At 63.4% G+C, this 19,992-nt stretch carries 22 protein-coding genes and 2 pseudogenes; 12 read left to right on the forward strand and 12 right to left on the reverse strand.

The window, feature by feature from the left end; all coding sequences use genetic code 11:
* Positions 1 to 142 precede the first annotated feature (142 nt).
* The 6 genes and pseudogenes from R4P65_RS30380 to R4P65_RS30405 all read left to right on the forward strand — a co-directional run bounded on the left by R4P65_RS30380 (position 143) and on the right by R4P65_RS30405 (position 4,628).
* Entirely contained in the window at positions 143 to 388 is a 246-nt protein-coding gene (locus tag R4P65_RS30380) for a YgaP-like transmembrane domain (protein WP_317829259.1), read from the forward strand.
* A 43-nt stretch (positions 389 to 431) separates the two neighbouring features.
* Positions 432 to 851 (forward strand): DUF302 domain-containing protein, encoded by a 420-nt coding sequence (locus R4P65_RS30385; protein ID WP_317829260.1) that lies wholly within the window; start codon positions 432 to 434, stop codon positions 849 to 851.
* Complete coding sequence (locus R4P65_RS30390) at positions 851 to 1,624, forward strand: sulfite exporter TauE/SafE family protein (protein WP_317829261.1); 774 nt, start codon at positions 851 to 853, stop codon at positions 1,622 to 1,624. The genes R4P65_RS30385 and R4P65_RS30390 overlap by 1 nt, the downstream gene beginning before the upstream one ends.
* A gap of 73 nt (positions 1,625 to 1,697) precedes the next feature.
* Complete coding sequence (locus tag R4P65_RS30395; RefSeq protein WP_317829307.1) at positions 1,698 to 1,967, forward strand: metal-sensitive transcriptional regulator; 270 nt, start codon at positions 1,698 to 1,700, stop codon at positions 1,965 to 1,967.
* A 57-nt stretch (positions 1,968 to 2,024) separates the two neighbouring features.
* On the forward strand, positions 2,025 to 3,395 hold the full coding sequence (locus R4P65_RS30400; protein WP_317829262.1) for an MBL fold metallo-hydrolase: 1,371 nt from the start codon (positions 2,025 to 2,027) through the stop codon (positions 3,393 to 3,395).
* Positions 3,396 to 3,619: 224 nt separating this feature from the next.
* Positions 3,620 to 4,628: pseudogene (locus R4P65_RS30405) on the forward strand (IS481 family transposase).
* A 326-nt stretch (positions 4,629 to 4,954) separates the two neighbouring features.
* Here R4P65_RS30405 and R4P65_RS30410 read toward each other — a convergent pair.
* Together R4P65_RS30410 and R4P65_RS30415 are read right to left on the reverse strand one after the other, a co-directional pair.
* Positions 4,955 to 6,043: pseudogene (locus R4P65_RS30410) on the reverse strand (IS110 family transposase).
* A 299-nt stretch (positions 6,044 to 6,342) separates the two neighbouring features.
* A complete protein-coding gene (locus tag R4P65_RS30415) occupies positions 6,343 to 6,852 on the reverse strand; it encodes a hypothetical protein (RefSeq protein ID WP_317829263.1) in 510 nt (169 codons plus the stop codon).
* A gap of 211 nt (positions 6,853 to 7,063) precedes the next feature.
* On the opposite strand from R4P65_RS30415, the gene R4P65_RS30420 reads away from it, so the two are divergent.
* Positions 7,064 to 7,693, forward strand: coding sequence for a helix-turn-helix domain-containing protein (locus R4P65_RS30420; RefSeq protein ID WP_317829264.1), 630 nt, complete (start codon positions 7,064 to 7,066; stop codon positions 7,691 to 7,693).
* A gap of 9 nt (positions 7,694 to 7,702) precedes the next feature.
* On the forward strand, positions 7,703 to 8,338 hold the full coding sequence (locus R4P65_RS30425) for an RES family NAD+ phosphorylase (protein WP_317829265.1): 636 nt from the start codon (positions 7,703 to 7,705) through the stop codon (positions 8,336 to 8,338).
* Here the strand turns inward: R4P65_RS30425 and R4P65_RS30430 are convergent.
* On the reverse strand, positions 8,331 to 8,891 hold the full coding sequence (locus R4P65_RS30430) for a carboxymuconolactone decarboxylase family protein (protein WP_317829266.1): 561 nt from the start codon (positions 8,889 to 8,891) through the stop codon (positions 8,331 to 8,333). The two genes, R4P65_RS30425 and R4P65_RS30430, sit on opposite strands and share 8 nt — an antisense overlap.
* A 458-nt stretch (positions 8,892 to 9,349) precedes the next feature.
* On the opposite strand from R4P65_RS30430, the gene R4P65_RS30435 reads away from it, so the two are divergent.
* Positions 9,350 to 10,519, forward strand: a complete 1,170-nt coding sequence (locus R4P65_RS30435) for a radical SAM domain-containing protein (protein ID WP_317829267.1) — start codon at positions 9,350 to 9,352, stop codon at positions 10,517 to 10,519.
* Positions 10,520 to 10,527: 8 nt separating this feature from the next.
* Here the strand turns inward: R4P65_RS30435 and R4P65_RS30440 are convergent, their stop codons facing one another.
* Genes R4P65_RS30440 through R4P65_RS30455 form a run of 4 tightly spaced genes read right to left on the reverse strand, consistent with a single transcriptional unit; the run spans position 10,528 to position 14,373 of the window.
* On the reverse strand, positions 10,528 to 11,562 hold the full coding sequence (locus R4P65_RS30440; protein WP_317829268.1) for an ABC transporter ATP-binding protein: 1,035 nt from the start codon (positions 11,560 to 11,562) through the stop codon (positions 10,528 to 10,530).
* Positions 11,559 to 12,332, reverse strand: a complete 774-nt coding sequence (locus tag R4P65_RS30445; RefSeq protein ID WP_317829269.1) for an ABC transporter permease — start codon at positions 12,330 to 12,332, stop codon at positions 11,559 to 11,561. Before R4P65_RS30445 ends, R4P65_RS30440 begins: the two co-directional genes overlap by 4 nt.
* A complete protein-coding gene (locus tag R4P65_RS30450; RefSeq protein ID WP_317829270.1) occupies positions 12,329 to 13,168 on the reverse strand; it encodes an ABC transporter permease subunit in 840 nt (279 codons plus the stop codon). The genes R4P65_RS30445 and R4P65_RS30450 overlap by 4 nt, the downstream gene beginning before the upstream one ends.
* A complete protein-coding gene (locus tag R4P65_RS30455) occupies positions 13,165 to 14,373 on the reverse strand; it encodes an ABC transporter substrate-binding protein (RefSeq protein ID WP_317829271.1) in 1,209 nt (402 codons plus the stop codon). Before R4P65_RS30455 ends, R4P65_RS30450 begins: the two co-directional genes overlap by 4 nt.
* 204 nt (positions 14,374 to 14,577) lie before the next feature.
* Between R4P65_RS30455 and R4P65_RS30460 the strand changes: the two genes are divergently transcribed.
* Positions 14,578 to 15,318: a TVP38/TMEM64 family protein gene (locus R4P65_RS30460; protein ID WP_317829272.1), complete on the forward strand. Its 741-nt coding sequence runs from the start codon at positions 14,578 to 14,580 to the stop codon at positions 15,316 to 15,318.
* Complete coding sequence (locus R4P65_RS30465) at positions 15,315 to 15,938, forward strand: CDP-alcohol phosphatidyltransferase family protein (RefSeq protein WP_317829273.1); 624 nt, start codon at positions 15,315 to 15,317, stop codon at positions 15,936 to 15,938. Before R4P65_RS30460 ends, R4P65_RS30465 begins: the two co-directional genes overlap by 4 nt.
* A 35-nt stretch (positions 15,939 to 15,973) precedes the next feature.
* Here the strand turns inward: R4P65_RS30465 and R4P65_RS30470 are convergent, their stop codons facing one another.
* From R4P65_RS30470 to R4P65_RS30485, 4 genes are all read right to left on the reverse strand, one after another.
* Positions 15,974 to 16,552 (reverse strand): hypothetical protein, encoded by a 579-nt coding sequence (locus R4P65_RS30470; RefSeq protein WP_317829274.1) that lies wholly within the window; start codon positions 16,550 to 16,552, stop codon positions 15,974 to 15,976.
* A gap of 120 nt (positions 16,553 to 16,672) precedes the next feature.
* The gene (locus R4P65_RS30475) at positions 16,673 to 18,133 is read right to left on the reverse strand and encodes a dihydrolipoyl dehydrogenase family protein (protein WP_317829275.1); all 1,461 of its coding nucleotides are present in this window, start codon (positions 18,131 to 18,133) and stop codon (positions 16,673 to 16,675) included.
* Positions 18,130 to 18,405, reverse strand: a complete 276-nt coding sequence (locus R4P65_RS30480; RefSeq protein WP_317829276.1) for a zf-HC2 domain-containing protein — start codon at positions 18,403 to 18,405, stop codon at positions 18,130 to 18,132. Before R4P65_RS30480 ends, R4P65_RS30475 begins: the two co-directional genes overlap by 4 nt.
* On the reverse strand, positions 18,402 to 18,944 hold the full coding sequence (locus tag R4P65_RS30485; protein WP_317829277.1) for an RNA polymerase sigma factor: 543 nt from the start codon (positions 18,942 to 18,944) through the stop codon (positions 18,402 to 18,404). The genes R4P65_RS30480 and R4P65_RS30485 overlap by 4 nt, the downstream gene beginning before the upstream one ends.
* Before the next feature lie 147 nt (positions 18,945 to 19,091).
* Between R4P65_RS30485 and R4P65_RS30490 the strand changes: the two genes are divergently transcribed.
* Positions 19,092 to 19,769 carry a class I SAM-dependent methyltransferase gene (locus tag R4P65_RS30490; RefSeq protein ID WP_317829278.1) on the forward strand — a complete coding sequence of 226 codons (678 nt, stop codon included), beginning with the start codon at positions 19,092 to 19,094 and terminating at the stop codon, positions 19,767 to 19,769.
* Here the strand turns inward: R4P65_RS30490 and R4P65_RS30495 are convergent.
* Positions 19,707 to 19,991: a DUF427 domain-containing protein gene (locus R4P65_RS30495; protein WP_317829308.1), complete on the reverse strand. Its 285-nt coding sequence runs from the start codon at positions 19,989 to 19,991 to the stop codon at positions 19,707 to 19,709. The two genes, R4P65_RS30490 and R4P65_RS30495, sit on opposite strands and share 63 nt — an antisense overlap.
* Position 19,992 lies beyond the last annotated feature (1 nt).

Consider the following 19,992-nt stretch of genomic DNA (forward strand, 5'->3'; position numbering starts at 1 on the left):
CAGTCCTGATCCGGCTCATCCTGTTGCCGGTGCTCCTGCGGTTGACCGGACATGCCGCGTGGTGGTCCCCGGCGTGGCTGCGCAGAGTGTTGCCGTCGATCAGCTTCTCTCACTGATCAATACGATACCGAACGGAGGCATTGTGATCGACACGAACAGCACTTACTTGGCCGCGGGATGGCCGATCGAACGGGTCGTCCCCGCCCTCGCCGCCGGCGTCACCGCCGCCGGCCTGGTCCTTGGCGAACTCCACGCACCGAAATGGCGGTTGCTCAGCGCGTTCGCTGCCGCGAACCTCGCCCTCTACGCAGCGGTCGGCTGGTGCCCGGCCAGCGCACTCCTCGCCAGAGCGGGCGTACCGAGTCTTCGACACCCGCGAAACGGGTAGGTACTCAAATAACCGCAGTTCGACAACCGAAAGGAACACCGCGATGGACATCGCACTGTCTACCACCCTCACCGATACCGACTTCGACACCGTAGTTGATGCCGTCAAAACGGCGCTGTCCGACCAAGGGTTCGGGGTCCTGACCGAAATTGACATGCAGGCAACGATCAAAGCCAAACTCGACGAAGACATGGAGCAGTATCTGATCCTCGGCGCATGCAATCCCGCGCTCGCGCACCGCGCCCTCGGGGTCATGCGCCAGATCGGACTATTGTTGCCCTGCAACGTCGTCGTCCGTACCGACACCACCACACCAGGAGCGATCATCGTCGAGGCGATGAACCCGGACATCATGGTCCAATCGACTGGCGAACCAGCACTGTCAGCCGTCGCTACCGAGGCCACTACCAAACTCCGGGCCGCTATCGACACACTCGGTGGCCAGGGCGCAGAACGCAACTGATGACGCTGACCCTGGCGCTGATTCTCGGCGTCGCCGTCGGAATTCTGCTAGGCCTCCTCGGAGGCGGTGGGTCGATCCTCGCCGTCCCGGTCCTCGTCTATGTACTCGGGTTACCGCTATCTGAGGCGATCCCGGCTTCGCTGCTGGTGATCGGAGTCGCCTCCGTTACCGGGGCCATCCCGAAGGTGCGGGCGCGGCTCATCGAATGGCGACTGGCGGCGATCTTCGCCGCCACCGGCATCATCGGCACCTTGATCGGCACTGTCCTGGGCAGACACCTGCCCGAGACCGCTGTGATGATCGGTTTCGCCATCGTCATGATCATCGCCGGGATACGCATGCTGCGCAGCAACGATGACGTCGGAACCGCCTGTCGAACCGGCAATTCCGGGATCGACTGGCGGCGATGCGCACCACGGTCCGTACCCACCGGATTCGGTGTCGGTGTCCTCACCGGGCTGTTCGGCGTGGGCGGCGGATTCTTGATCATCCCCGCGTTGGTGTTGCTGTTGGGAATCGAGATGAGTGTGGCAGTCGGAACGTCGCTGGTGGTCATCGTCGCCAACTCCGCCGCCGGACTGATCGCCCAAGCCGGCGAACTCGGCGGCAACTGGGCTCTCACCTCCGCGTTCGCCGGTGCTGCCATCGTAGGGTCGCTTGTGGCCGCTCGGTTCAGCACACGCATCGACACCGACAGGCTTCGGCAGTGGTTTGCCTACCTGGTATTCGCCGTCGCAGGCTACGTACTCCTCGACACCCTCGTTCTCTCATGATCGACCAGACACCACCTCGATGCCCCCCAGGGTAATCTGGGGCATATATCACCACGCACCCGAGGAGACCGACATGATCGGCGACGAAGACAGCATCGCATTGGTACTCAACCGCTTACGACGGGCACACGGCCAACTGGCCGGCGTGATCGGCATGATCGAAAACGGACGTGACTGCAAAGACGTCGTCACTCAGCTCGCCGCAGTCTCCCGTGCCCTCGATAAAGCCGGCTTCAAGATCGTCGCTACTGGTCTGCGTGAATGCATGACCGGTGAGACCACCGAAAACAAAGAACCGATGACCGAAGCAGAACTGGAAAAACTCTTTCTCGCACTGGCCTGAACCCCGTTTCTCCCGACGGAAACGAGGCGAATCGACACTTCTTGGAGGAGCACCTGTATGAGCACGCCCGACCCGGACATCGCCACCATCGAAACCTCGAGTCTCGGCGACCGCAGCTACCTGATCAGCCACGACGACGTTGCAGTGGTGATCGATCCACAACGCGACATTGACCGAATCCTGGCCCTCGCAGCGCAGAAGAACACCGCGATCACCCACGTGCTGGAAACCCATATCCATAACGACTACGTCACCGGCGGACTCGAACTCGCTCGCACCACCGGCGCCCAGTACGTCGTCCCTGACGGCGACTCGGTCGGATACAAACGCCGAGCCGTAGTCGACGGCGATAGCATCGATGCGGGCGCAATGACGTTTCAGGTCATGCACACACCCGGCCACACTCATCACCACGTCAGCTACGTCTTGCGCGCTGGGGGCAAACCGATCGCGATCTTCACCGGAGGCTCGATGCTCTACGGATCCACCGGCCGCACCGATCTGCTCGGCTCTGAGCACACCTACGAACTCACCCACGCGCAGTTCCATTCGGTTCGCCGCATCGCTGCCGAACTCCCCGCAGACGTCGAGGTATACCCCACCCACGGGTTCGGTAGCTTCTGCTCCGCGACACCCACCAGCGGCGACTCCTCCACTATTGGTGAACAACAGGAGTCCAACCCCGCACTGACTCAGAACGAGCAATCGTACGTCGACGAATTGATCGCAGGACTGTCCGCGTATCCCGCTTACTACGCCCACATGGGCGTCATCAACACCGAAGGGCCAGCTCCCATCGACCTGTCCACGCCCGAGCCCGTCGATCCCGACGAGCTACGTCGACGTATCGACGCCGGGCAGTGGGTCGTCGACCTACGGGCGCGCACCGCTTTCGCCGCCGGACACCTCGATGGTTCCCTCGGTTTCGAGCTGTCCACCAGCTTCGTGACCTACCTCGGATGGCTGTATCAGTGGGGTGCGCCGCTGACACTGATCGGCGACACATCAGATCAGATCGCGGACGCCACAAAAGAGTTGGCGCGCATCGGCATCGACAGTCCCTCCGGTGCTGCTGTCGGTGAGATTCGCTCGCTCGTCGGTGACGGACAAGTGCGGTCTTACGATGTATCCGACTTCGCCGGACTCACCGCAGCCACCGCTGAACGTGAGGTCGCTGTGCTCGACACGCGTCAACATTCCGAATACACGGACGGCCACATCCCCGGCGCCATCAACATTCCACTCCACGAATTGCCGCACCGCCTCGCCGACGTTCCCGACGCCGCTGAAGTATGGGTGCACTGCGCCTCCGGCTACCGAGCCTCCATCGCAGCATCACTGCTTGACCGCGAACACCGCACCATCGTCCTCATCGACGATCACTACGACCACGCAGTAGAACTCGGACTGCACACTCCACACGTGTGACACGAGCACGGCTGCTTCGTCGGAACGGCGAAGCGGTCCAGCCGAGATTGACTTCGATGCACGCCAAGCGGCCCAATATCGAGAAATCGCTAAGCGGTCTCGTGCCCCTATCTAGTTGTTGTGGGTATGGACGTTGCTGACGCGGGATTGAAGTAGACGGGCTGGCCCTTCGCGGCAGGATCGAAGCTGCGAAACAGACCATCAACAGCAAAGGGACCAGCCCTGTGCCACACCGTAATGCTCCGCTGACTGTCGAGGGAAGACGACGACTCGTCGAGCGGTGCCAGAGTCGTCCGATCGCCACGTCGCCGCCGAGATGGGCATCTCCCGCCAGAGTGCGCCTCCACGTGGGTCAACCGGTACCGCAAGTACGGTGACCTGGGTTTACAGGACCGATCCAGCACCCCGAACCATCAACCCACCGCCACATCAGCAGAGATAGTGGCCGAGATCGAAGCGATGCGCCGGACCCGGAAATGGTCGGCCGCGCGCATCACGTTCGAACTCCGAATGGACGGAACGGTCATCGCTCGCCGGACGGTCACGAAACTCCTGCGGGATCTCGGTCTCAATCGTCGCCGGTTCATCGACCCGAACGGCGAAACCAGCCGAAAACCCCAGGTCATCATCGCGAAACGGCCCGGTCAGATGGTGCACGCCGATGTGAAGAAAGTCGGCCGCATCCCTGACGGCGGAGGTTGGCGCGTCCACGGGCGAGGTTCCGAGCAGGCCAAACGATCGCAGCGTCGGAAAACGAAGAACAAGCAGGTCCGCGTCGGCTTCACCTATTTGCATTCCGCGATCGACGGCAACACAAGGCTGGCATACATCGAAGCACGCGACGACGAAACCGCCGCAACAGCCATCGATTTCATCAACAACGCCCGACTCTTCTTCGCCGCCCACGGCATCAACCGTATCGAACGGGTGATCACCGACAACGGATCATGCTATCGGGCAGCAGATTTCACCGCTTCACTCCGCGATGCTCGACACCAACGGATCCGGCCGTACACGCCGAAACATAATGGGAAAGTGGAACGCTACAACCGCATCCTCGCCGAAGAGCTGCTGTACTCCCGCGAATACATCAGCGAGCAGCAACGACGCACTGCCGTCGAGGTATGGAACGTTCGCTACACTTACCATCGACCGCATTCAGTACGCGGAGGACGCCCGCCCGCCGCTTACCGCTGGCACCGCGTCACCAACGTCCTTTCCTCATACAGCTGATATGTAGAGAAATTTGTCAAGGGGCAGGTGGAAACGGCCTCGGGAACGGCAGTTCCGGAGGCCGTTTCCGTTTCGGTCGACGGACATGGATAACGGCGGGTGACATGTCGATATTCACGACTCGTGGTCAGACTGATATACGCGGGTTGGCTACCGCAGGACGACTGTTCGGCAGGAACGGTGCTGCTGCTCTAGGGTCGGGCGTCGCAATCGGTTCCGATTTCGGAACCTGTTGCTGCCCATAGTTGTTTTCGCAGATCGTTCCTCACGCTGCCATCACGCCCTTTGCGATTGTCTATCGACCGAAATCTAGGGGAAGGACAAGCTCAGGGCTGGTCGTCGACGACCGCCAGCGACCAACACCATCCCGCAAGTTCTCTGGCTACGGCAACATCGACTACCGGACGCTTCTTACGAACGGTGAACTGCTCCCACTGATGATGCAGGCGGTGGTTGCCGGCATGCCCACGAGCACGCGCAGCGGGGCTGGCTTTCGCCCATCGAGTGCGCATGACCTGCCCTAGATTGCGGTAGATCTTGCGGTGATGCCACGCTGCCTCGACCAACAACCGACGTGCATGACCGTTGCCGGTCTTGGTGATCGAACCCTGTGATCGCGGGTGTCCCCGAAGAGTATTCACTCGGCACCAGGCCGACATAGGAACCGATGGTGCTCCCTGTGAAGCGTTGCCAGTCGCCGATCCGGGCCGCCGACCCGAACCCGGTCAACGTCGAAATTCCGCGCAAACATCCCAGCCGGCGCACCATCGGCGTGTAGGGACTGTTCTCCGCCATCTCCTCGATCGCCGTATCCAGCCGGTCGCGGCGAGCGTGGGTGAGCAGCATCGCCTCGTAATTCGAATCGAACGTGGCCTGCAACGCCGACTGATCGAACCTCTGACTTCGGAGCCACACATCATGCGCACCAGTCCACGCCGCACCACCTGAATAGACAATTCCCGGGCGCAGAAGAAGTTCCGACAAGCGATGTCGGCATCGCATCAGATCCCCGCGAGCATCGCCGCGGGCACGGACCAGATCACGGGCTGCCTCTTGTTTCACCGAAGGGACCGTGACCTCGACGATCTCGTTGCAGTCGGAGCAACCGCGCCAGATGCAGCGCGTCGCGAGCATCGGTCTTGACCCGGTCACCAGCAGGTCTCTGCAATTTTTGACGGCGCGACCACCACTCACTCCACACCCGCTTGATTCAGGGCTCGGTACAGGCCGAATCCGGTCGGTCCGGCCTCGTAGACGGCTTTCACCGGACCCGGCAGTAAACGCAACCAGGCGAGGATCTCACCGGAGTCCGGACATAATCGTTGTTTCCATACTTCACCGGTTTGACCGTCGATCGCGCATGCCACTACCGAGAGTGCGTGCACGTCCAGTCCGACACTCGTACGCTGAAACATCACCGGGGCCTCCTGCAAATGTAGGCACTACCGATCCAGGCTTCGCCTACTCGGCAACCCACGGCAACTTGCAAGCGAGGCCCCGGCCCGAAACGGCCGACCCTCATACCGTCTAGTAATCCACGCCCGCTGGGCGTCCGCTTCGTGATCTGTGAGATCGCTCGGACTGGATCGAAGCTGTCATCCGTGGGCTAGGTCAGCTCAAACGACGCGCTAGACGAGTGAGGGACGCCGCATCTAGGTCCGGGGTATGGAAGTAGTGGGATGCACCTCGCCGCTGCGATTGATACATGCAGTTGTCAGGCCTGCTCGGTTTGCTCCGTCGATGTTTCAGGGATGCACGGCCACGTACATTGCCTCACCGGGTCGATACCGCACGCGGAGAGCGCGTATTCGTATGCAGGGGCGGCAGGCTTCCATGCGCCGGCGCCGACGACGGAGAGCAGTATCTCGAAGTTGTCTCGTACCCCCGCTGACTCGAGCAGCGTCGTTGCAACGCTGGTGGATCCGTTGCCGAGTGTGGCCAACCGGATTCCCAGGTTCGTCGATGCTTCGACCCCTTCCCCCACGTCGGGGTGAGGATCGAGGCTGATGAATCCGCTCATGATGTGCTCGACTGCATCGTCGAGAGGCCAGTCGAACTGCGTCTCGGGCAGCATGACTCGCAGTAGCCCGGAGCCGATCTTCGCGAACGGGCGTGATTTGGGTGCGATATCGCCCGTTGGATGCCGATTTCTACGCGGCGTGCCTGACCTGCTGGCTTGCGCGGTATCGCTGCGCCGTCGATCTTCACGACCCACGGCGGTCACGGACAGGTGACCGTAGACCCTTGCCGCGGTTGTATGACATCGGTCGGCGGCACGGTACTCGCGGCGCTCACCGCGGTGGGGTGAGCGTGTTGGGTCGGAAAAGTTCGACGGCGCGGGTGTGATGACCCGTAGAGGTTTGCGAGAAGTGGCTATCGATCTTCCCGAGCGCTATCATTGATTTACGTGCGAAAATCAACGAAAGGAAATGGAGATGTCGGACGCAGCGACCAGCAGCACCAAAGACCGCTTCCTACACGGTGACCTTCCCTTCGAAGACGCACTGAAGGAGGTCACCGGTACCGACCTCGACCGAAGTCACCTCTGGCACATCCTCGAAGGCCTGGCCTCTGAACGTCGGGCTGCCGCACCAGTCCTCTCTGCCCACGATGCCCACATTCTCGATGATGCCGGGTTTGTCGCTGATCCGGTGGCAGCGGCGTCGGCGCGGGTCGACCGCGATATTCGCATGCAGAACTTGGTGTACGAATCCCTCTCCGTCCCGGACGTCGCTGAGCGACTCGGCGTAACGCCGGCGCGGATCCGCCAACTTCTCGCTGAACACAGACTGTGGGCGTTCGCCTCTGGTCGAAACCGGTTGCTTCCGCCCGCCCAGTTCACCTCTACCGGTCAGGTTCCGCACCTCGACCGGATCCTTCCGCTGCTCGAGAGTGACATGCATCCGTTGTCTGTACAGGCGTTGCTCACTACACCACAGCAGTCCTTGATCGTCGAGGGTGAGCCGGCGTCGATCGTCGCGTGGCTGACGGGGTGCGCTGGAACCGACGACGACATCAGCCAGGCCGCCGATGTGGTCACCTCGGCGCAGTGGGAATCCGCATAGATGGTGGTGATGCTGCCTCAGCCGCCGTCGATTGAGGACCTCCGCAATGCGGGAGTTCTTCCCGACGAGGTGTTCGAGTGGAAACCCGGCGACGTGGTCTGGCGGGTGCACCGCACCACCGGCCCCCACGTCCTCGCCTGGAACGGACTTCGTACCTTCGGGCCGGTCCTTCGATTCGATCACCATCCGCTCCCTCCGGCCGATCGCACGAGATACGGAATTTGGTACGGAGCAAGCAATCCCCGTGGTGCTCTGGCCGAAGCATTCCAATCTTCGCGCATCATCGACCGGCGGCACTGCGAACCGTTCTTGACAGGCGTGCAGTTCGTGCGTGCACTGCGGCTTCTCGATGTGTCCGGAATCGGCACCGGAGTGTGGGCAACCCGTGTCGGTGGGAACCATGCGCTCGATTCGGCAGCGCACCGCCGAACCCAGCACTGGGCCAGGACAATTCACCGCGCTCATGAAGATCTTGACGGAATCATCTACCGGGGCCGGTACGCCGGGACCGTATGTATGGCGTTGTTCGAACGCGCCGCCGACGCATTCCCCGCTCTCCCGGAGTTTTCGCAGCCGTTGAGTCATCCGGCGTTGGCCGACCGAATCTACACCGCGGCGCATGAACTCGGTTACACGATCATATGAAATCGGTGCTCAGCCGCGCCGATCTCAGCTGACTCTCGGAACTGTTCGGACAACAGGTCTGGCGCGAGTCCGGGCTCGGTGTACCCGCTGACGTCGAGCAACTCCGACGGCGTTGGGTTTCGGTCCATCCCGCGCCTACCGCGGCCGTCCAGGTTGCATTGTCGACCGAACCGATATCCGTGGCGGCTTTGCGAACCACTCTGAGCAAGGCATCGACTTTGGTGTCGTCGATGCCATTGCCGCCGCGGATCGCGAGGTTCTGCTCTTCGGCCAAGCCCGCTCGGGTCGCCGAGATGGTGTGGGCAGACTGGCAGTAGGCGCACGAGTTGATCGCTCCCACTGTGAGGGCGAAGGCTTCTTTGGTCCGGGCGTCGAAGCTTCCGTGTCGCGCGATCGCATCACCGATTCCGACGCAAGCGGCCATCACTACCGGTGAATGCGCCATCTCACCGAAAATGTTGAGCACTTGGCCGGTCTGCTTCGCAATTTTCTGCAGCGCAGTGGCGCTGTTGGCGGGTGTGTCGGCGATCGTGTGGACGGGTATGCGTCGCATGAAGAAACTCCTCGAACTGATCGAAAAACTATGTGGACCAACAAGGGAACCCAGCGACCACGCTGACCTATCCGGCCTGCGTCCGTAGGTGCATACTCGAGGCCATGGGTCCTTTCGGCGATGCTCGCCTTGCGTTCACGCTCACTCGCACCGGGGTGGGGGAAGGCGTTCTCCTTCGCCGACGATCAGGAACAGCGTGGTCGAAGATTTGGGCAGCGGTGAGCAGGGCCGAATTCAGGACACGCCCGGTGGATCCTCGGACACGGGCAGCGCTGGATGAACGCTGGGCGGCTCTGCCCGAAGGGGTGCGGACTCCGTCGCAGACACTGGGCCGCCACGCTGTGGGGTGCGAGGGCACCCATGGCGTGTTCCCGAAGTGCAATCTGACGTGCAGTCCGTGTTATCACAGTGCGGATGCGAATAAGGTTCGCATCGACGGCGAGCACACTCTCCGTCAAGTGGCCGCACAGATGAAGTATCTCGCTGCTCGTCGAGGTCCGCGGGCGCATGCACAATTGATCGGCGGAGAGGTCAGTTTGCTCGCACCCGACCATCATGCGGCCGCGCTGACGATTATGCGTGAGTACGGACGCGAGCCGATGGCGTTCACCCATGGCGACTTCGACTACGAGTACCTGCGGGCCGTCGTGCTCGACGGTGACGGCCAGGCACGATTTTCGCGAGTGTCCTTCGCTGCGCACTTCGACAAGCTGATGCGCGGTCGGAGCGGAATTCCCCGTCCCAGGTCAGAAGCCGAACTCACTCCCTATCGCCGACGCTTCGCGGAGATGTTCGCCCGATTGAAAAGCGAACACGGGGTGGCGTCGTATTTGGCGCACAACATGACCGTCACGCCGGACAACATCGACGAGGTTGCCGCGGTGGTGGACGATGTGGTCGGCATGGGTGGCTATTCGATGGTCTCCTTCCAGCCCGCGGCTTTCGTTGGAGACGAGCGGCGCTGGAGCGGCGACTACCGGGAGATCGGCATCGATACCGTCTGGGAGCAGATCGAACGAGGAATGGGACAGCCGATCTCGTACCAGTCGATTCAATTCGGTGATCCACGCTGCAACAGAACAGCGTTGGGCTTCATGGTCGGCTCGACGTGGCATCCGTTCCTCGACGTGTCGTACTCGGCAGAGGAACGTGCTCGTGACGAGTTCTTCACCCATCTGGGCGGGGTGAACTTCGGTGGTACCCCACCATGGCTATTGGCCCTCAAGGTGCTCCGGGTTCTCGCGGGGTATCCACCGGGCATGGTCGTGGTGGCGCGGTGGGCGTGCAGTGCAGTGCGCCGATGCGGAGGTCTCCTAGAACTTACGGGAACATTCGCCCGCCACCGGGTACGTCCGATGACATTCGTTGTCCATCGATTCATGGACGCAGAGAACGTAACTCCGGCCTGGAAAATGATGCAAGCCGGTCAGACGTCATCCGACCCCGTGCTGCTTGAAACGCAGGAGAGACTGGCCGCCTGCACCTACTCGATGGCCCATCCCGAGACTGGGGAACTGGTACCGGCCTGCGTTCAGCATTCGGTTCTCGATCCGGGTGAGAACCAGCACCTGCGCCGACTGCTCCCGCTGATTCCTGCCACGCCCCCGGCCGCCGGTCGCTGTTTCTGACGAGAGAGTCATTGCCCGACGACGAACCTCGCGCCGTCTGGAATGGTCAGTGCGACCGCATCCCCGATACTCACGGAGGACGCCGCAGCCACCTCCACCTTCACGGTAGTCGAACCAACATTCACATCGGCGATGGCCCGAAACCCGGTAGGCCGTAGAGATGAAATGGTTCCACGAACACCGTAGTCACCCAACATGATCAGTTCGTGGCGCACCAGCAAAACAGCGGGTCCGGCCGGGATTCCGGTGACGCCGTCGACCCGCAGTTCGCCGAGGTCGGAGCGATGCAGACCGGTTCCGTCCCACTGCCCGTCGATTTCGTTGACTCCACCCATCAGCCGGGAGACCTCCAGGGTGCTCGGCCGCGTGTAGGCCGTCGCGATGTCGGAATGATGCTCCAATCGGCCGTCGATGAGCACCGCAACCGAATCGGCGAGCACCGCCGCTTCCTGCTGATCGTGGGTGACGAGCAGCAGGGTTTGATCCAGCGAGGTTCGTAGCTCGCGAACCAGGTCGTGCATCTCGGTGCGTAACACCGGGTCCAGCGCACTGAAGGGCTCGTCCAGCAACAGTACGCGCGGGGAACCGGCGAGTGAGCGCGCCAACGCCACCCGCTGCGCCTGCCCGCCGGAAACCTCGGAGACGGCTCGACCCCCGATATCGCCAAGGTGGACCAGATCGAGATACTCGCGGGCCCGCTCGCGGGAACGTCGACGACTCTCCCCGGCAGCGCGGTAAGCAAAGCCGATGTTGTCGAGTACCGACATGTGCGGAAACAGCATCGGACGCTGGAACACCATCCCGACGCCGCGCTTCTCCGCGACCGTGCCGGTGATGTCTGCACCGTCGATGTGGACCGTGCCGGCAGTGGGTGAATCCAGCCCGGCGATCAAGCGGAGCGCCGTGCTCTTACCCGAGCCCGAGGGGCCGAGTATCGCCGTACAGGAGCCCGGCGGCACAGTAAGATCCAACGAATCCAGAGCCGCGACCGATTGACCGGCATGTATTTTGGTCAGCCCGCGTACGGACAGCTCGACGCTCATCGCCCTGCCCTTCGGCGCAGCCTGGCGAGCATGATCACCAACAGCAGCGGCGGCACGAGAGCGGCGACCGAGAGCGCAGCCACCACCGAATCGTTGCCGGTTCCGCCAGCGAACGAGGCGACAAGAATGGGCACGGTGACCAGTCTGCCTCCACCGATCAGCAGGGTGATCACGTAGTCGCTCCACGCCACGAGGAAGGCGAGTAACGCTGCACCCGCCAACGCTGGAGCCAACAGCGGGATGCGAATCTGCCGCAGAACGATGGAGCTCGACGCGCTGAGTGTGCGCGCCTCTTCCTCATAGCCGATGTCATACGCGCCGAACGCCACTCGCATCAGATACGTCGTATACGGAATGGCTGCAACAGTCAGCAGCGCGATCACTGCCAGCGTGCTGGGGATGCGCGAGCGCAACACGAGAACATCGAGGCCCATCGCCACGGCGAACGGTGGCAAAGCCAGCGGCGCGAACAGAATCGCAGCCACGACGGCGGGGAAACGCACCTCGCCGCGCACCAGGGCGCGGGCAGCCAGCGAGCCCAGTGGTGTTGCGATGGCAGCGACGGTGAGAGCGAGGTAGGTCGACCGCACGAAAGCGTCGATGCCCCCGGCTGCCACGGCGCTGCGAACCCCGTCTAACCCCCATTCCTGGGGGACCGAGCCGGGGAAAGACCAACGATTACTGATGGCCCACAACACGATCGGAACCAGCGGCAACAGGAACCACACAACAAGCAGCGTTCGGCCGACGGACGAGAAGGCCCTGTTCACTTCCACACCGCCGATCTGCGCAAAAAGTGCAGCGCCACCGCGGCCACGACGACAGTCACGGCGGTGGCGACTGTCGCAGCAGCTGCGGCCTGCGGACGCGTCTCGAGGTCGATCGAGGTGAACAACCGTATTGCCATGACCGGCAACGGTTCCGGGTAGGGGCGACCCAGGATGCGCGCCACCTCGTACGATCCGACAGCGTAGGCGAACGCGATGGCCGCCGAGGCGATCAGCGCAGGCCGAGCCAGCGGCAGGGTGACCAGCCGCAGCCGAGCCCACCGGCCGGCCCCGAGGGTTGCGGCCGTCTCGTCGAATTCCGCTACTCGGGTGGCCACAGTGCCCGCCACGACTACGGCCACGAAAGCCGATTCTTTCCAGGCATATTCGGCGACGACAGCGATCCACCACCGCCCGCCGACCAACTCCGGCCAACCCCCGCCGGTCAGGCCGAGAATGCGGGGCAGCATGCCCGAATCTGCCAGTAGCAGCGCCATCGCTGCAGCACCGATGAGGTGCGGCACCGTGACCGTCAATCCGGCGGCCACGAGGGAAGTGCGCCGACCCGACAACGCGGTCAGAGCCGCCGCGAGCCCGATCACCGCGGCCAACGCCGTCGACACGACGGCGATCGACGCCGTCAGCGCTACCGAGCGCCACAGGTCACCGCCCAGCGCGGAGTACGCCGCCGCCGACAGCTCAGGTGTTCCCACCAGTGGCATCAAACCCAGGCTCTGGAGCACCACTGTACCGAGACCACCGCCGACAACGAGGACGACCAGCACGACGGCAGGCAGCACCGCCACGGTGCCGCGGCGGCTTGTCTTGGTCGCGCTCACCGTCCGGCAAGCACGCTTCGACGCCAACCCTCGTCGAGCGGGGTGACCCACTTCGCGGACAGTTCCGGGTGCGCGTTCGCCGAGATCACCTCGTACGCGGGCACGACCGGCGAGGACGGTAGCTGCTCGAACTGTGCCCGCGCTTCCGGCGTGAGGCGCGAGATGTCGAGCACGGTGAACTGACCCCACACCTCAGGTTCCGACTTGGCGAGTTGCTGCTCCGGTGACAGAGCGATGTTGGCCACCACCCGCGCCGCGGCGGACTTCCCCGAGGTCGACGGTATGGCCAGGAAACTCGCGTTCCCGACGGTTCCCTCGTCGAGAGTCAGTACGCGTGTCTCGGGCGGGTAGGTGCCGTCGGCGACGAGTCGGGTGAGCGTGGCCGGCCCGTAGGTCATCGTCATGTCCACCTGCCCGCCGGCGTAGAGCGCGTCGAGCTCGGAGGAGGACTGCGGGTACGTCGTCCCCTCCCGCCAGAGCGAGGGCGCGAGCGCGTTCAGACGGTCGAACAGTGTAGGCGCGAGCCGATCGTAGGAGTCCTGGTCGAACTGTGTGGGGACTTCGTCGACTCCGCCGGATTCGTTCACCAGTGCCTCGCGGACGAACACCGAGCCGGTGAAGTCCGGGGGAGCGGGGTAGGTGAAGCGGCCGGGATTGGCGCGGGCCCAGTCGAGGACGCCGTCGAACGTCGTCGGTGGATCGGGGATGGCTGCTGCGTTGTAGACCAGCGTGAACTGCGCTTTGTGCCAGGGTGATTCGCAATCGTCCACCGGGGTGCCGAAGTCGTTGCTCAGCAGTGGGTCCGCCGGGTCGGTGTACTGCATGTTCGGCAGATTCTGCGTCCAACCGCACAGCCACGCACCGGCCTGCTTCCCGGTGCCGAAGTTCGCGCCGTTCACCCACACCAGATCGACCTCGCCGTCGGTGACATCGGCTTGCCTTTCGGACAGGATGCGGTTGACCGCATCGGTGGTGGATTCGACGGGAACGCGGCGGAGCGTGACGCCTGCGGCTGCGGCGGCGGGAGTGAGGACATCGTCGACGTACACGTTGCCCTGTTCGTCGCCGCCGTGCATCCACAGCGACACCGTCTGTCCCTGCGCTTGTTGTTCTATCTCGCTCCAGGACTGGTCCTCGGCACGCGGAGCCTCCGATGAAGGCGCTGCACAGGCCGTGAGGATCAAACCTGCGCTCGCGGCGGTCACCAGGGCCTGTAATGAGCGCCTTCGAGACCTACTGGCGGAAGATCGTGGGAACAAAGCGGGCCTCCTGGTCCGAACATGCAGACATCGATGACGCTGCCCGATCCACCGTAATCGGTCGAATCCAGCGTTATGGGAACACACCGAGGTGCTCGAAGGCTTCCCGATGACGAGGATGAATGTGTTTTCGGCAATCGAGAGGTGCCCATGGTGCAGCAGGACCCGGTTTCGGCAGGCGAACCCACTGAACCCGCTGTCGACAGCAAGAGCTCACGTGGCGTCGGTTCTACCGTCAAGTTGATTGTTGTCGCTCTGATGCTCATCGCTGTCGTCCTCGCCGCGAACACCGTCGATCTCCCGAATCCCGAGGCGATACGGGCGGCAGTCTCCGATGCAGGCTGGTGGGGGTTCGCCGCATTTGTCGTTCTTTACGCGCTGCTGTCGGCGACCCCGTTCCCGGCCAGCACTCTGACGATCGCGGCCGGCCTGTTGTTCGGGCTTGCAGTCGGCGCGTCGCTGGTGGTCGTGGCCGCGACCGGCGGTGCCTATCTGGCGTACTGGTTCGCTCGGGCGCTCGGCCGCGGCCAGGTCGCGCGGTCGGAGTGGGGCAAACTTCGTAAGCTCGATGGCATGCTCGGACGCCGCGGATTGATGTCGGTGCTGATCGTGCGACTGATACCGCTGTTCCCATTCTCTCTGGTCAACTACGCGGCCGGCATCAGCGCAGTGGGTCAACGTGACTACGTTCTGGGCACGCTGGTCGGCATCGTGCCCGGCACTATCGGATTCACTGCACTCGGGGCCTACGGAACCTCGCCGTTGTCCTGGCCCTTCGCGGCCGCGCTGCTTGCCGTGCTCCTCGTCAGCGTCGGCTCCTGGTTGCTGGCCCGTCGACTCGGTCTGACGCAGGATGCGGTGGGGGTTCAGGAGGAGGACACGACCCGATGATCGACAACTACCTGCGTCGCATGCTCGAGGATCCGCTGGATCGGTGCGCCCGGATACTCGACCGCAGCCGGATCACTCCCGATCGAATCACTGCGCTGGGCCTGGTGCTGGGCCTGGGCAGTGCCCTGAGTGCCGGACTGCAACTGTGGCTCCTCGCGCTGGCACTGTGGATCTTCTCACGCCTCGCCGACGGGCTCGACGGACCACTGGCGCGAAGGCGCATTCGCCGCGGCAAACCGATTTCGGGAGCAGGTGGATTCTTCGACATCACCGCCGATTTCACGGTCTACGGAACGACGGTCGTCGGTGTGGCGGTCGGCGCATCTTCCGGTTACGACGCACCGTGGTGGCCGTTCCTGCTGGTGCTGCTGGCGTACTACATCAACGGCACCGCATTTCTCGCGTTCTCCTCCATCGCCGAGAAAACCGACCGAAAGATCGACGACGGCCGCTCACTGTCCTTCCTCGGCGGACTGGCCGAAGGAGCGGAAACCATTGCGGTGCACAGCCTATGGCTGTTGTTGCCGCAGTTCGGCTGGCAGATCGCGGTGGTGTGGGCGGGCGTGGTCACGGTCAGTTCCGGGCAACGCATCATCGCCGGGTACCGCGCCCTGTCCTGATGAGTGTTTCACTCCAGAACGGGGCACGGTCGGTGTCAGTGGCTCGGGCGTGCGCGAGCTGCGCGGAAGCCTGCTCCGACGAGTACGGCAGCGGTGACCAGACCGTAGAGCAGGTGCTCTGCGGCGAAAGTGCCGTATCCGACCATTGACGCCATGTCTGCGACCTGGTCTCCGCTCGAGAAGATCGACGCGGCGATCGGCAATCCCGCCCACGCACTGACGGCGAATACAACGGCACCGTAGAGCATGCCAGCGAGCAGCAGGACGGGTCCCCGTAGTTTGGCGACGTGCACGATCAGCGCGAACACGATTCCGTACATGATGCCGACCATCATGTGAACCAACGCGCCGACGACCGCGGGCCCGAATGCGAAGGAGAACGACTGTCCTCCCATCGCTTGCTGCATGGACGTCATCATCGTCGAGGGATCGATGAACACCGATCCGATGTGATAGAGCGGGGTGAAGAAGCCGGAGTTCTGATAGGTCAGTGCGGCGATCATTGCGAACATCGCCATGGCGAGCGATCCGATCAGACCGGCGATGGCGCCGACTGCGATCGTTCTGGGCAACGTGGTGGTGCCGGTGGTGGAGGTAGCCGATGTGGTTGACATGACGTCTGCTTTCTGTTTGGTGGCGGGTGACCGAGGGCCGCGCACCCTCTGGAATGGAAACCCGCCGACCTATCCCTTCCCTTCCACCCTTTCCCGACGAAGGAATGTGGAGTGCAGGCGCTAGGAGTCGATTCGTCTTCGCACCCAGGCATTTCGAATCTTCGCGACCGTCTTGGTTGCGCGTGCGACGATGGGTGAGTTCAGTTGCGCACGAACGTCGGCGATCGCGGCGTTCCACGGCCCGTCGTTGTACGTCGGGTACGGATGCGTTGCCGCGGCGAGATCGCGGGTGCGCAGACCGTGCTTGACGGCGAGGACGAGTTCTCCGATGGTCTCGCCGGCCCTCGGACCGACCACGCTGGCTCCGACGATGCGATGTTTGCCGTCGAGTACCAGCGTCGTGAAGCCGCCGGTCCTGCCCTCGGTGATGGCTCGGTCGATCTCGGCGTGCTCGAGGGTCTGCAACCGTAGACCGGGGATGCGTCGTGCTGTTCGGACATCGATTCCGGCAGAAGCGATCTCGGGGTCGGTGAAGGTTACGCGCGGAGTGCCCGTCTTGTCGATCATGCGTGGCAGTCCGAGGACAGCATTGCTTGCGGCCAGCGAGCCGTGCATCCCGGCCGTGTGTGTGAACTGGGGATGACCGGTCAGATCGCCGGCGGCCCAGATACGCGGATTGGTGGTGGTGAGATGGTCGTCGACGACAACGTATCCACGGCCGTCCACGGAGACGCCCGCTGCAGCGAGTCCCAGTGATTCGGTACGCGGGGTGCGGCCAGTGGCGACAAGTACCCGATCGAACTCGATTGTGCACCCGGAATCGGTACGTGCGCAACGGGCGTCGATGTCGACGATCTCGGCGGAGGTCACGACGGTCACTCCGTCCTCTCCGAGGGTGTTCGCGAGCAACGATGATGCCGACTCGTCCTCTTTGGGAAGGACGGTCTCGGCGCGGCCGACGAGGGTGACGTCCGATCCCAGTCGGGCGAAGGCCTGCGCCATTTCGCACCCGATGTTGCCTGCGCCGATGACGAGGAGCCGCTGCGGCAGTGAGGTCAGGTTCCACAGGGTGTCGCTGGTGAGGTAGGCGACGGAGTCGAGTCCGGTGATCGGTGGAACGGTGGGCCGGGCACCGGTAGCAATGATCGCCTGAAGGAAGTGAACAGGTCGGCCGTCGACGGTGACGGTGTCCGCTGAGGTGAAGACGGCATTACCGGGTACGACGGTGACCCCGGCGGCGGTGAGGGCTTCGGGTGAATCGACGGGTGCGATGCGCTCGATGGAGCGGTGTACGTGAGCCATCACTCGTGGGAAGTCGATCCGCGTCTCGCCGACGTCGACGCCGAAGTGATGCGCAGACCGCGCTGTCGCGGCGGCCGAGGCCGCCGCGATCAGGGCTTTCGACGGGACGCAGCCGGTCCACAGGCAGTCACCGCCGGTGCGTTCGCGTTCGATCAAGACAACCCGGATCCCGAATCCGGCTGCGGTCTTCGCTGCGACGATGCCGGCGGTGCCGCCGCCCACGACCACGAGATCAGCCTTCTCGGGCCACTCGCCGCTCCCTACTTCGCGTGCCTTCATGTGCTCTCACCTGTCAGTCGGTCGAGGAAGTGTCGAACGTGTTCGATGCTGTCCTGATCGGGCATCGTGTCGACGGTCCACCGCGAGAGGGCGGCGTTGATCTGCCGAAACTCCAGTTCGGAGGCGCGGCATTTCTCGCACACCGCCAGGTGGGCTTCGAGACGTCGGATCTCGTCGGTGTGGAGTGGTGCGGCAGGGTCGGCGTCGAGGTAGCGCTGTATCCGACGTGCCGACCAATGGCACGTCAACATCATCCGTGCAGCTCTGATCATGGGTGTGCCTTTCCGGTAGCCGCGACGAACGTGGGCCGAAGATGACGTCGTACTCGTTCCCTCGCACGGCTCAGTCGTGACATCACGGTGCCGACGGGAACGCCCAGGGCCTGCGCGGCTTCGCTGTAGGTGAGTTGATCGACGTCGATCAGGAGAAGGACAGTGCAGAATTTCGGAGCCAACGATTGGACGGCCCGCTCGAGATCGTCGGAGAGAATCGATGACATGACGTGCTCTTCCGTTCCTGGTGGATCGACTCCGAACGCGGGCCGAGTGGACACGAAGTCGGCGATGTCGGCGACGGTATCCGGGCGGCGACGCCGGTGCATGTTCATGTTCGTGTTGCGCAGAATGGTCAGAAGCCACGCTCGCGGGTGCCGACCGTCGAATCTGTCGACGCTGCGCCAGGCGCGCACGAGTGTTTCTTGTACCAGATCTTCGGCGTCGGAGGGGCCGGTCAGGGTCGCCGCCACACGAAGGAGAACCTCGATCTCCGGTTCGACGTAGAGGCGAAAGCCACGCGCCTGCGCGTCTGTCACATCGGGGGGCTCGGAATCGTGCACAGTTCAAGGAACCCTTCGACTGGTGCGCAGTGTTCCCGAAGTGACGAACAGTGTTCTCATGTGCACGAGTGTGCCCGATTCGACCGATTCGGCACCGAACCCGACCTGGAACGGACGCCCCCGATGAAAAAACCTATGCGCTACACGGTGTCTGCGCGGATGTACGACGCGATTTCCTTCGAGTGGCCGGTCTACCGCGCAGGGCGGGCGACCGCGATCGAATTGCTCGCGCTTCGGCGGGGCAGTCACGTACTCGACATCGGGTGCGGGACCGGCCTCAACTTCTCGCTGCTGCAGCAGCAGATCGGGCCGAGCGGGTCCATCACCGGAGTCGACGTCAGCGCGCAGATGCTCGCGCAGGCCCGTCGCCGCGCCACCGACGCAGGCTGGTCCAACGTGACATTGATCGAAGCTGATGCCACTACCGTGGACGCCGCCGAGTTGGGTGATGAGCGACGGTTCGACGCGGCGATCAGCACCTACGCGCTGTCGCTGATGCCCGCATGGCGCTCGGCACTGAACACGATGATCTCGGCGACGCGGACCGGCGGCGACGTGGCAGTGGTGGACATGCGCACACCCACCGGCGCCGCTGCGGTCTGGACTCCGCTCGCCCGCCTGGCCTGCCGACTCGGCGGATCCGACATCGACGCGCATCCGTGGACGACGGTGCCGCGGCAACTAGCACAGGTGCGTTCGGCTTCCGTTCGCGGAGGCCACATTCAGGTGCGCGTCGGATCAGTCCCTCCGGACAGTGACACCGTTCCAGAACGCGACACGACCTTTGATTCGTCGCGCTAGCGGAGAGGGTCGCCGATACTCGAACGCCGCGTTCTTCAGCGCAGCACCCTCGACCATGACGTCGAAATAGCTCGCTATCCCTTTCCACAAGCACAGTGACTTCGACGCAGTGGGCGTCAGAACACCACTACGAACTGAGCCGATCGGGAAGTAGGCATTGCCCTCCACCATCACGATGTCGTCGGACTGCGCGATCTTGTGCTCGCCCAACCACGCCGACATG

The sequence above is a fragment of the Rhodococcus sp. IEGM 1318 genome, from assembly GCF_033142465.1.
Classification (GTDB): Bacteria; Actinomycetota; Actinomycetes; order Mycobacteriales; family Mycobacteriaceae; genus Rhodococcus_F; species Rhodococcus_F qingshengii_B.

Coding starts and splice junctions, on each gene's coding strand:
- R4P65_RS30385 (WP_317829260.1), top strand. CDS start 432: ATGGACATCGCACTGTCTACCACCCTCACCGATACCGACTTCGACACC.
- R4P65_RS30390 (WP_317829261.1), top strand. CDS start 851: ATGACGCTGACCCTGGCGCTGATTCTCGGCGTCGCCGTCGGAATTCTG.
- R4P65_RS30395 (WP_317829307.1), top strand. CDS start 1,698: ATGATCGGCGACGAAGACAGCATCGCATTGGTACTCAACCGCTTACGA.
- R4P65_RS30400 (WP_317829262.1), top strand. CDS start 2,025: ATGAGCACGCCCGACCCGGACATCGCCACCATCGAAACCTCGAGTCTC.
- R4P65_RS30420 (WP_317829264.1), top strand. CDS start 7,064: ATGTCGGACGCAGCGACCAGCAGCACCAAAGACCGCTTCCTACACGGT.
- R4P65_RS30425 (WP_317829265.1), top strand. CDS start 7,703: ATGCTGCCTCAGCCGCCGTCGATTGAGGACCTCCGCAATGCGGGAGTT.
- R4P65_RS30430 (WP_317829266.1), bottom strand. CDS start 8,891: ATGCGACGCATACCCGTCCACACGATCGCCGACACACCCGCCAACAGC.
- R4P65_RS30440 (WP_317829268.1), bottom strand. CDS start 11,562: ATGAGCGTCGAGCTGTCCGTACGCGGGCTGACCAAAATACATGCCGGT.
- R4P65_RS30460 (WP_317829272.1), top strand. CDS start 14,578: ATGGTGCAGCAGGACCCGGTTTCGGCAGGCGAACCCACTGAACCCGCT.
- R4P65_RS30465 (WP_317829273.1), top strand. CDS start 15,315: ATGATCGACAACTACCTGCGTCGCATGCTCGAGGATCCGCTGGATCGG.
- R4P65_RS30470 (WP_317829274.1), bottom strand. CDS start 16,552: ATGTCAACCACATCGGCTACCTCCACCACCGGCACCACCACGTTGCCC.
- R4P65_RS30475 (WP_317829275.1), bottom strand. CDS start 18,133: ATGAAGGCACGCGAAGTAGGGAGCGGCGAGTGGCCCGAGAAGGCTGAT.
- R4P65_RS30480 (WP_317829276.1), bottom strand. CDS start 18,405: ATGATCAGAGCTGCACGGATGATGTTGACGTGCCATTGGTCGGCACGT.
- R4P65_RS30490 (WP_317829278.1), top strand. CDS start 19,092: ATGAAAAAACCTATGCGCTACACGGTGTCTGCGCGGATGTACGACGCG.
- R4P65_RS30495 (WP_317829308.1), bottom strand. CDS start 19,991: ATGTCGGCGTGGTTGGGCGAGCACAAGATCGCGCAGTCCGACGACATC.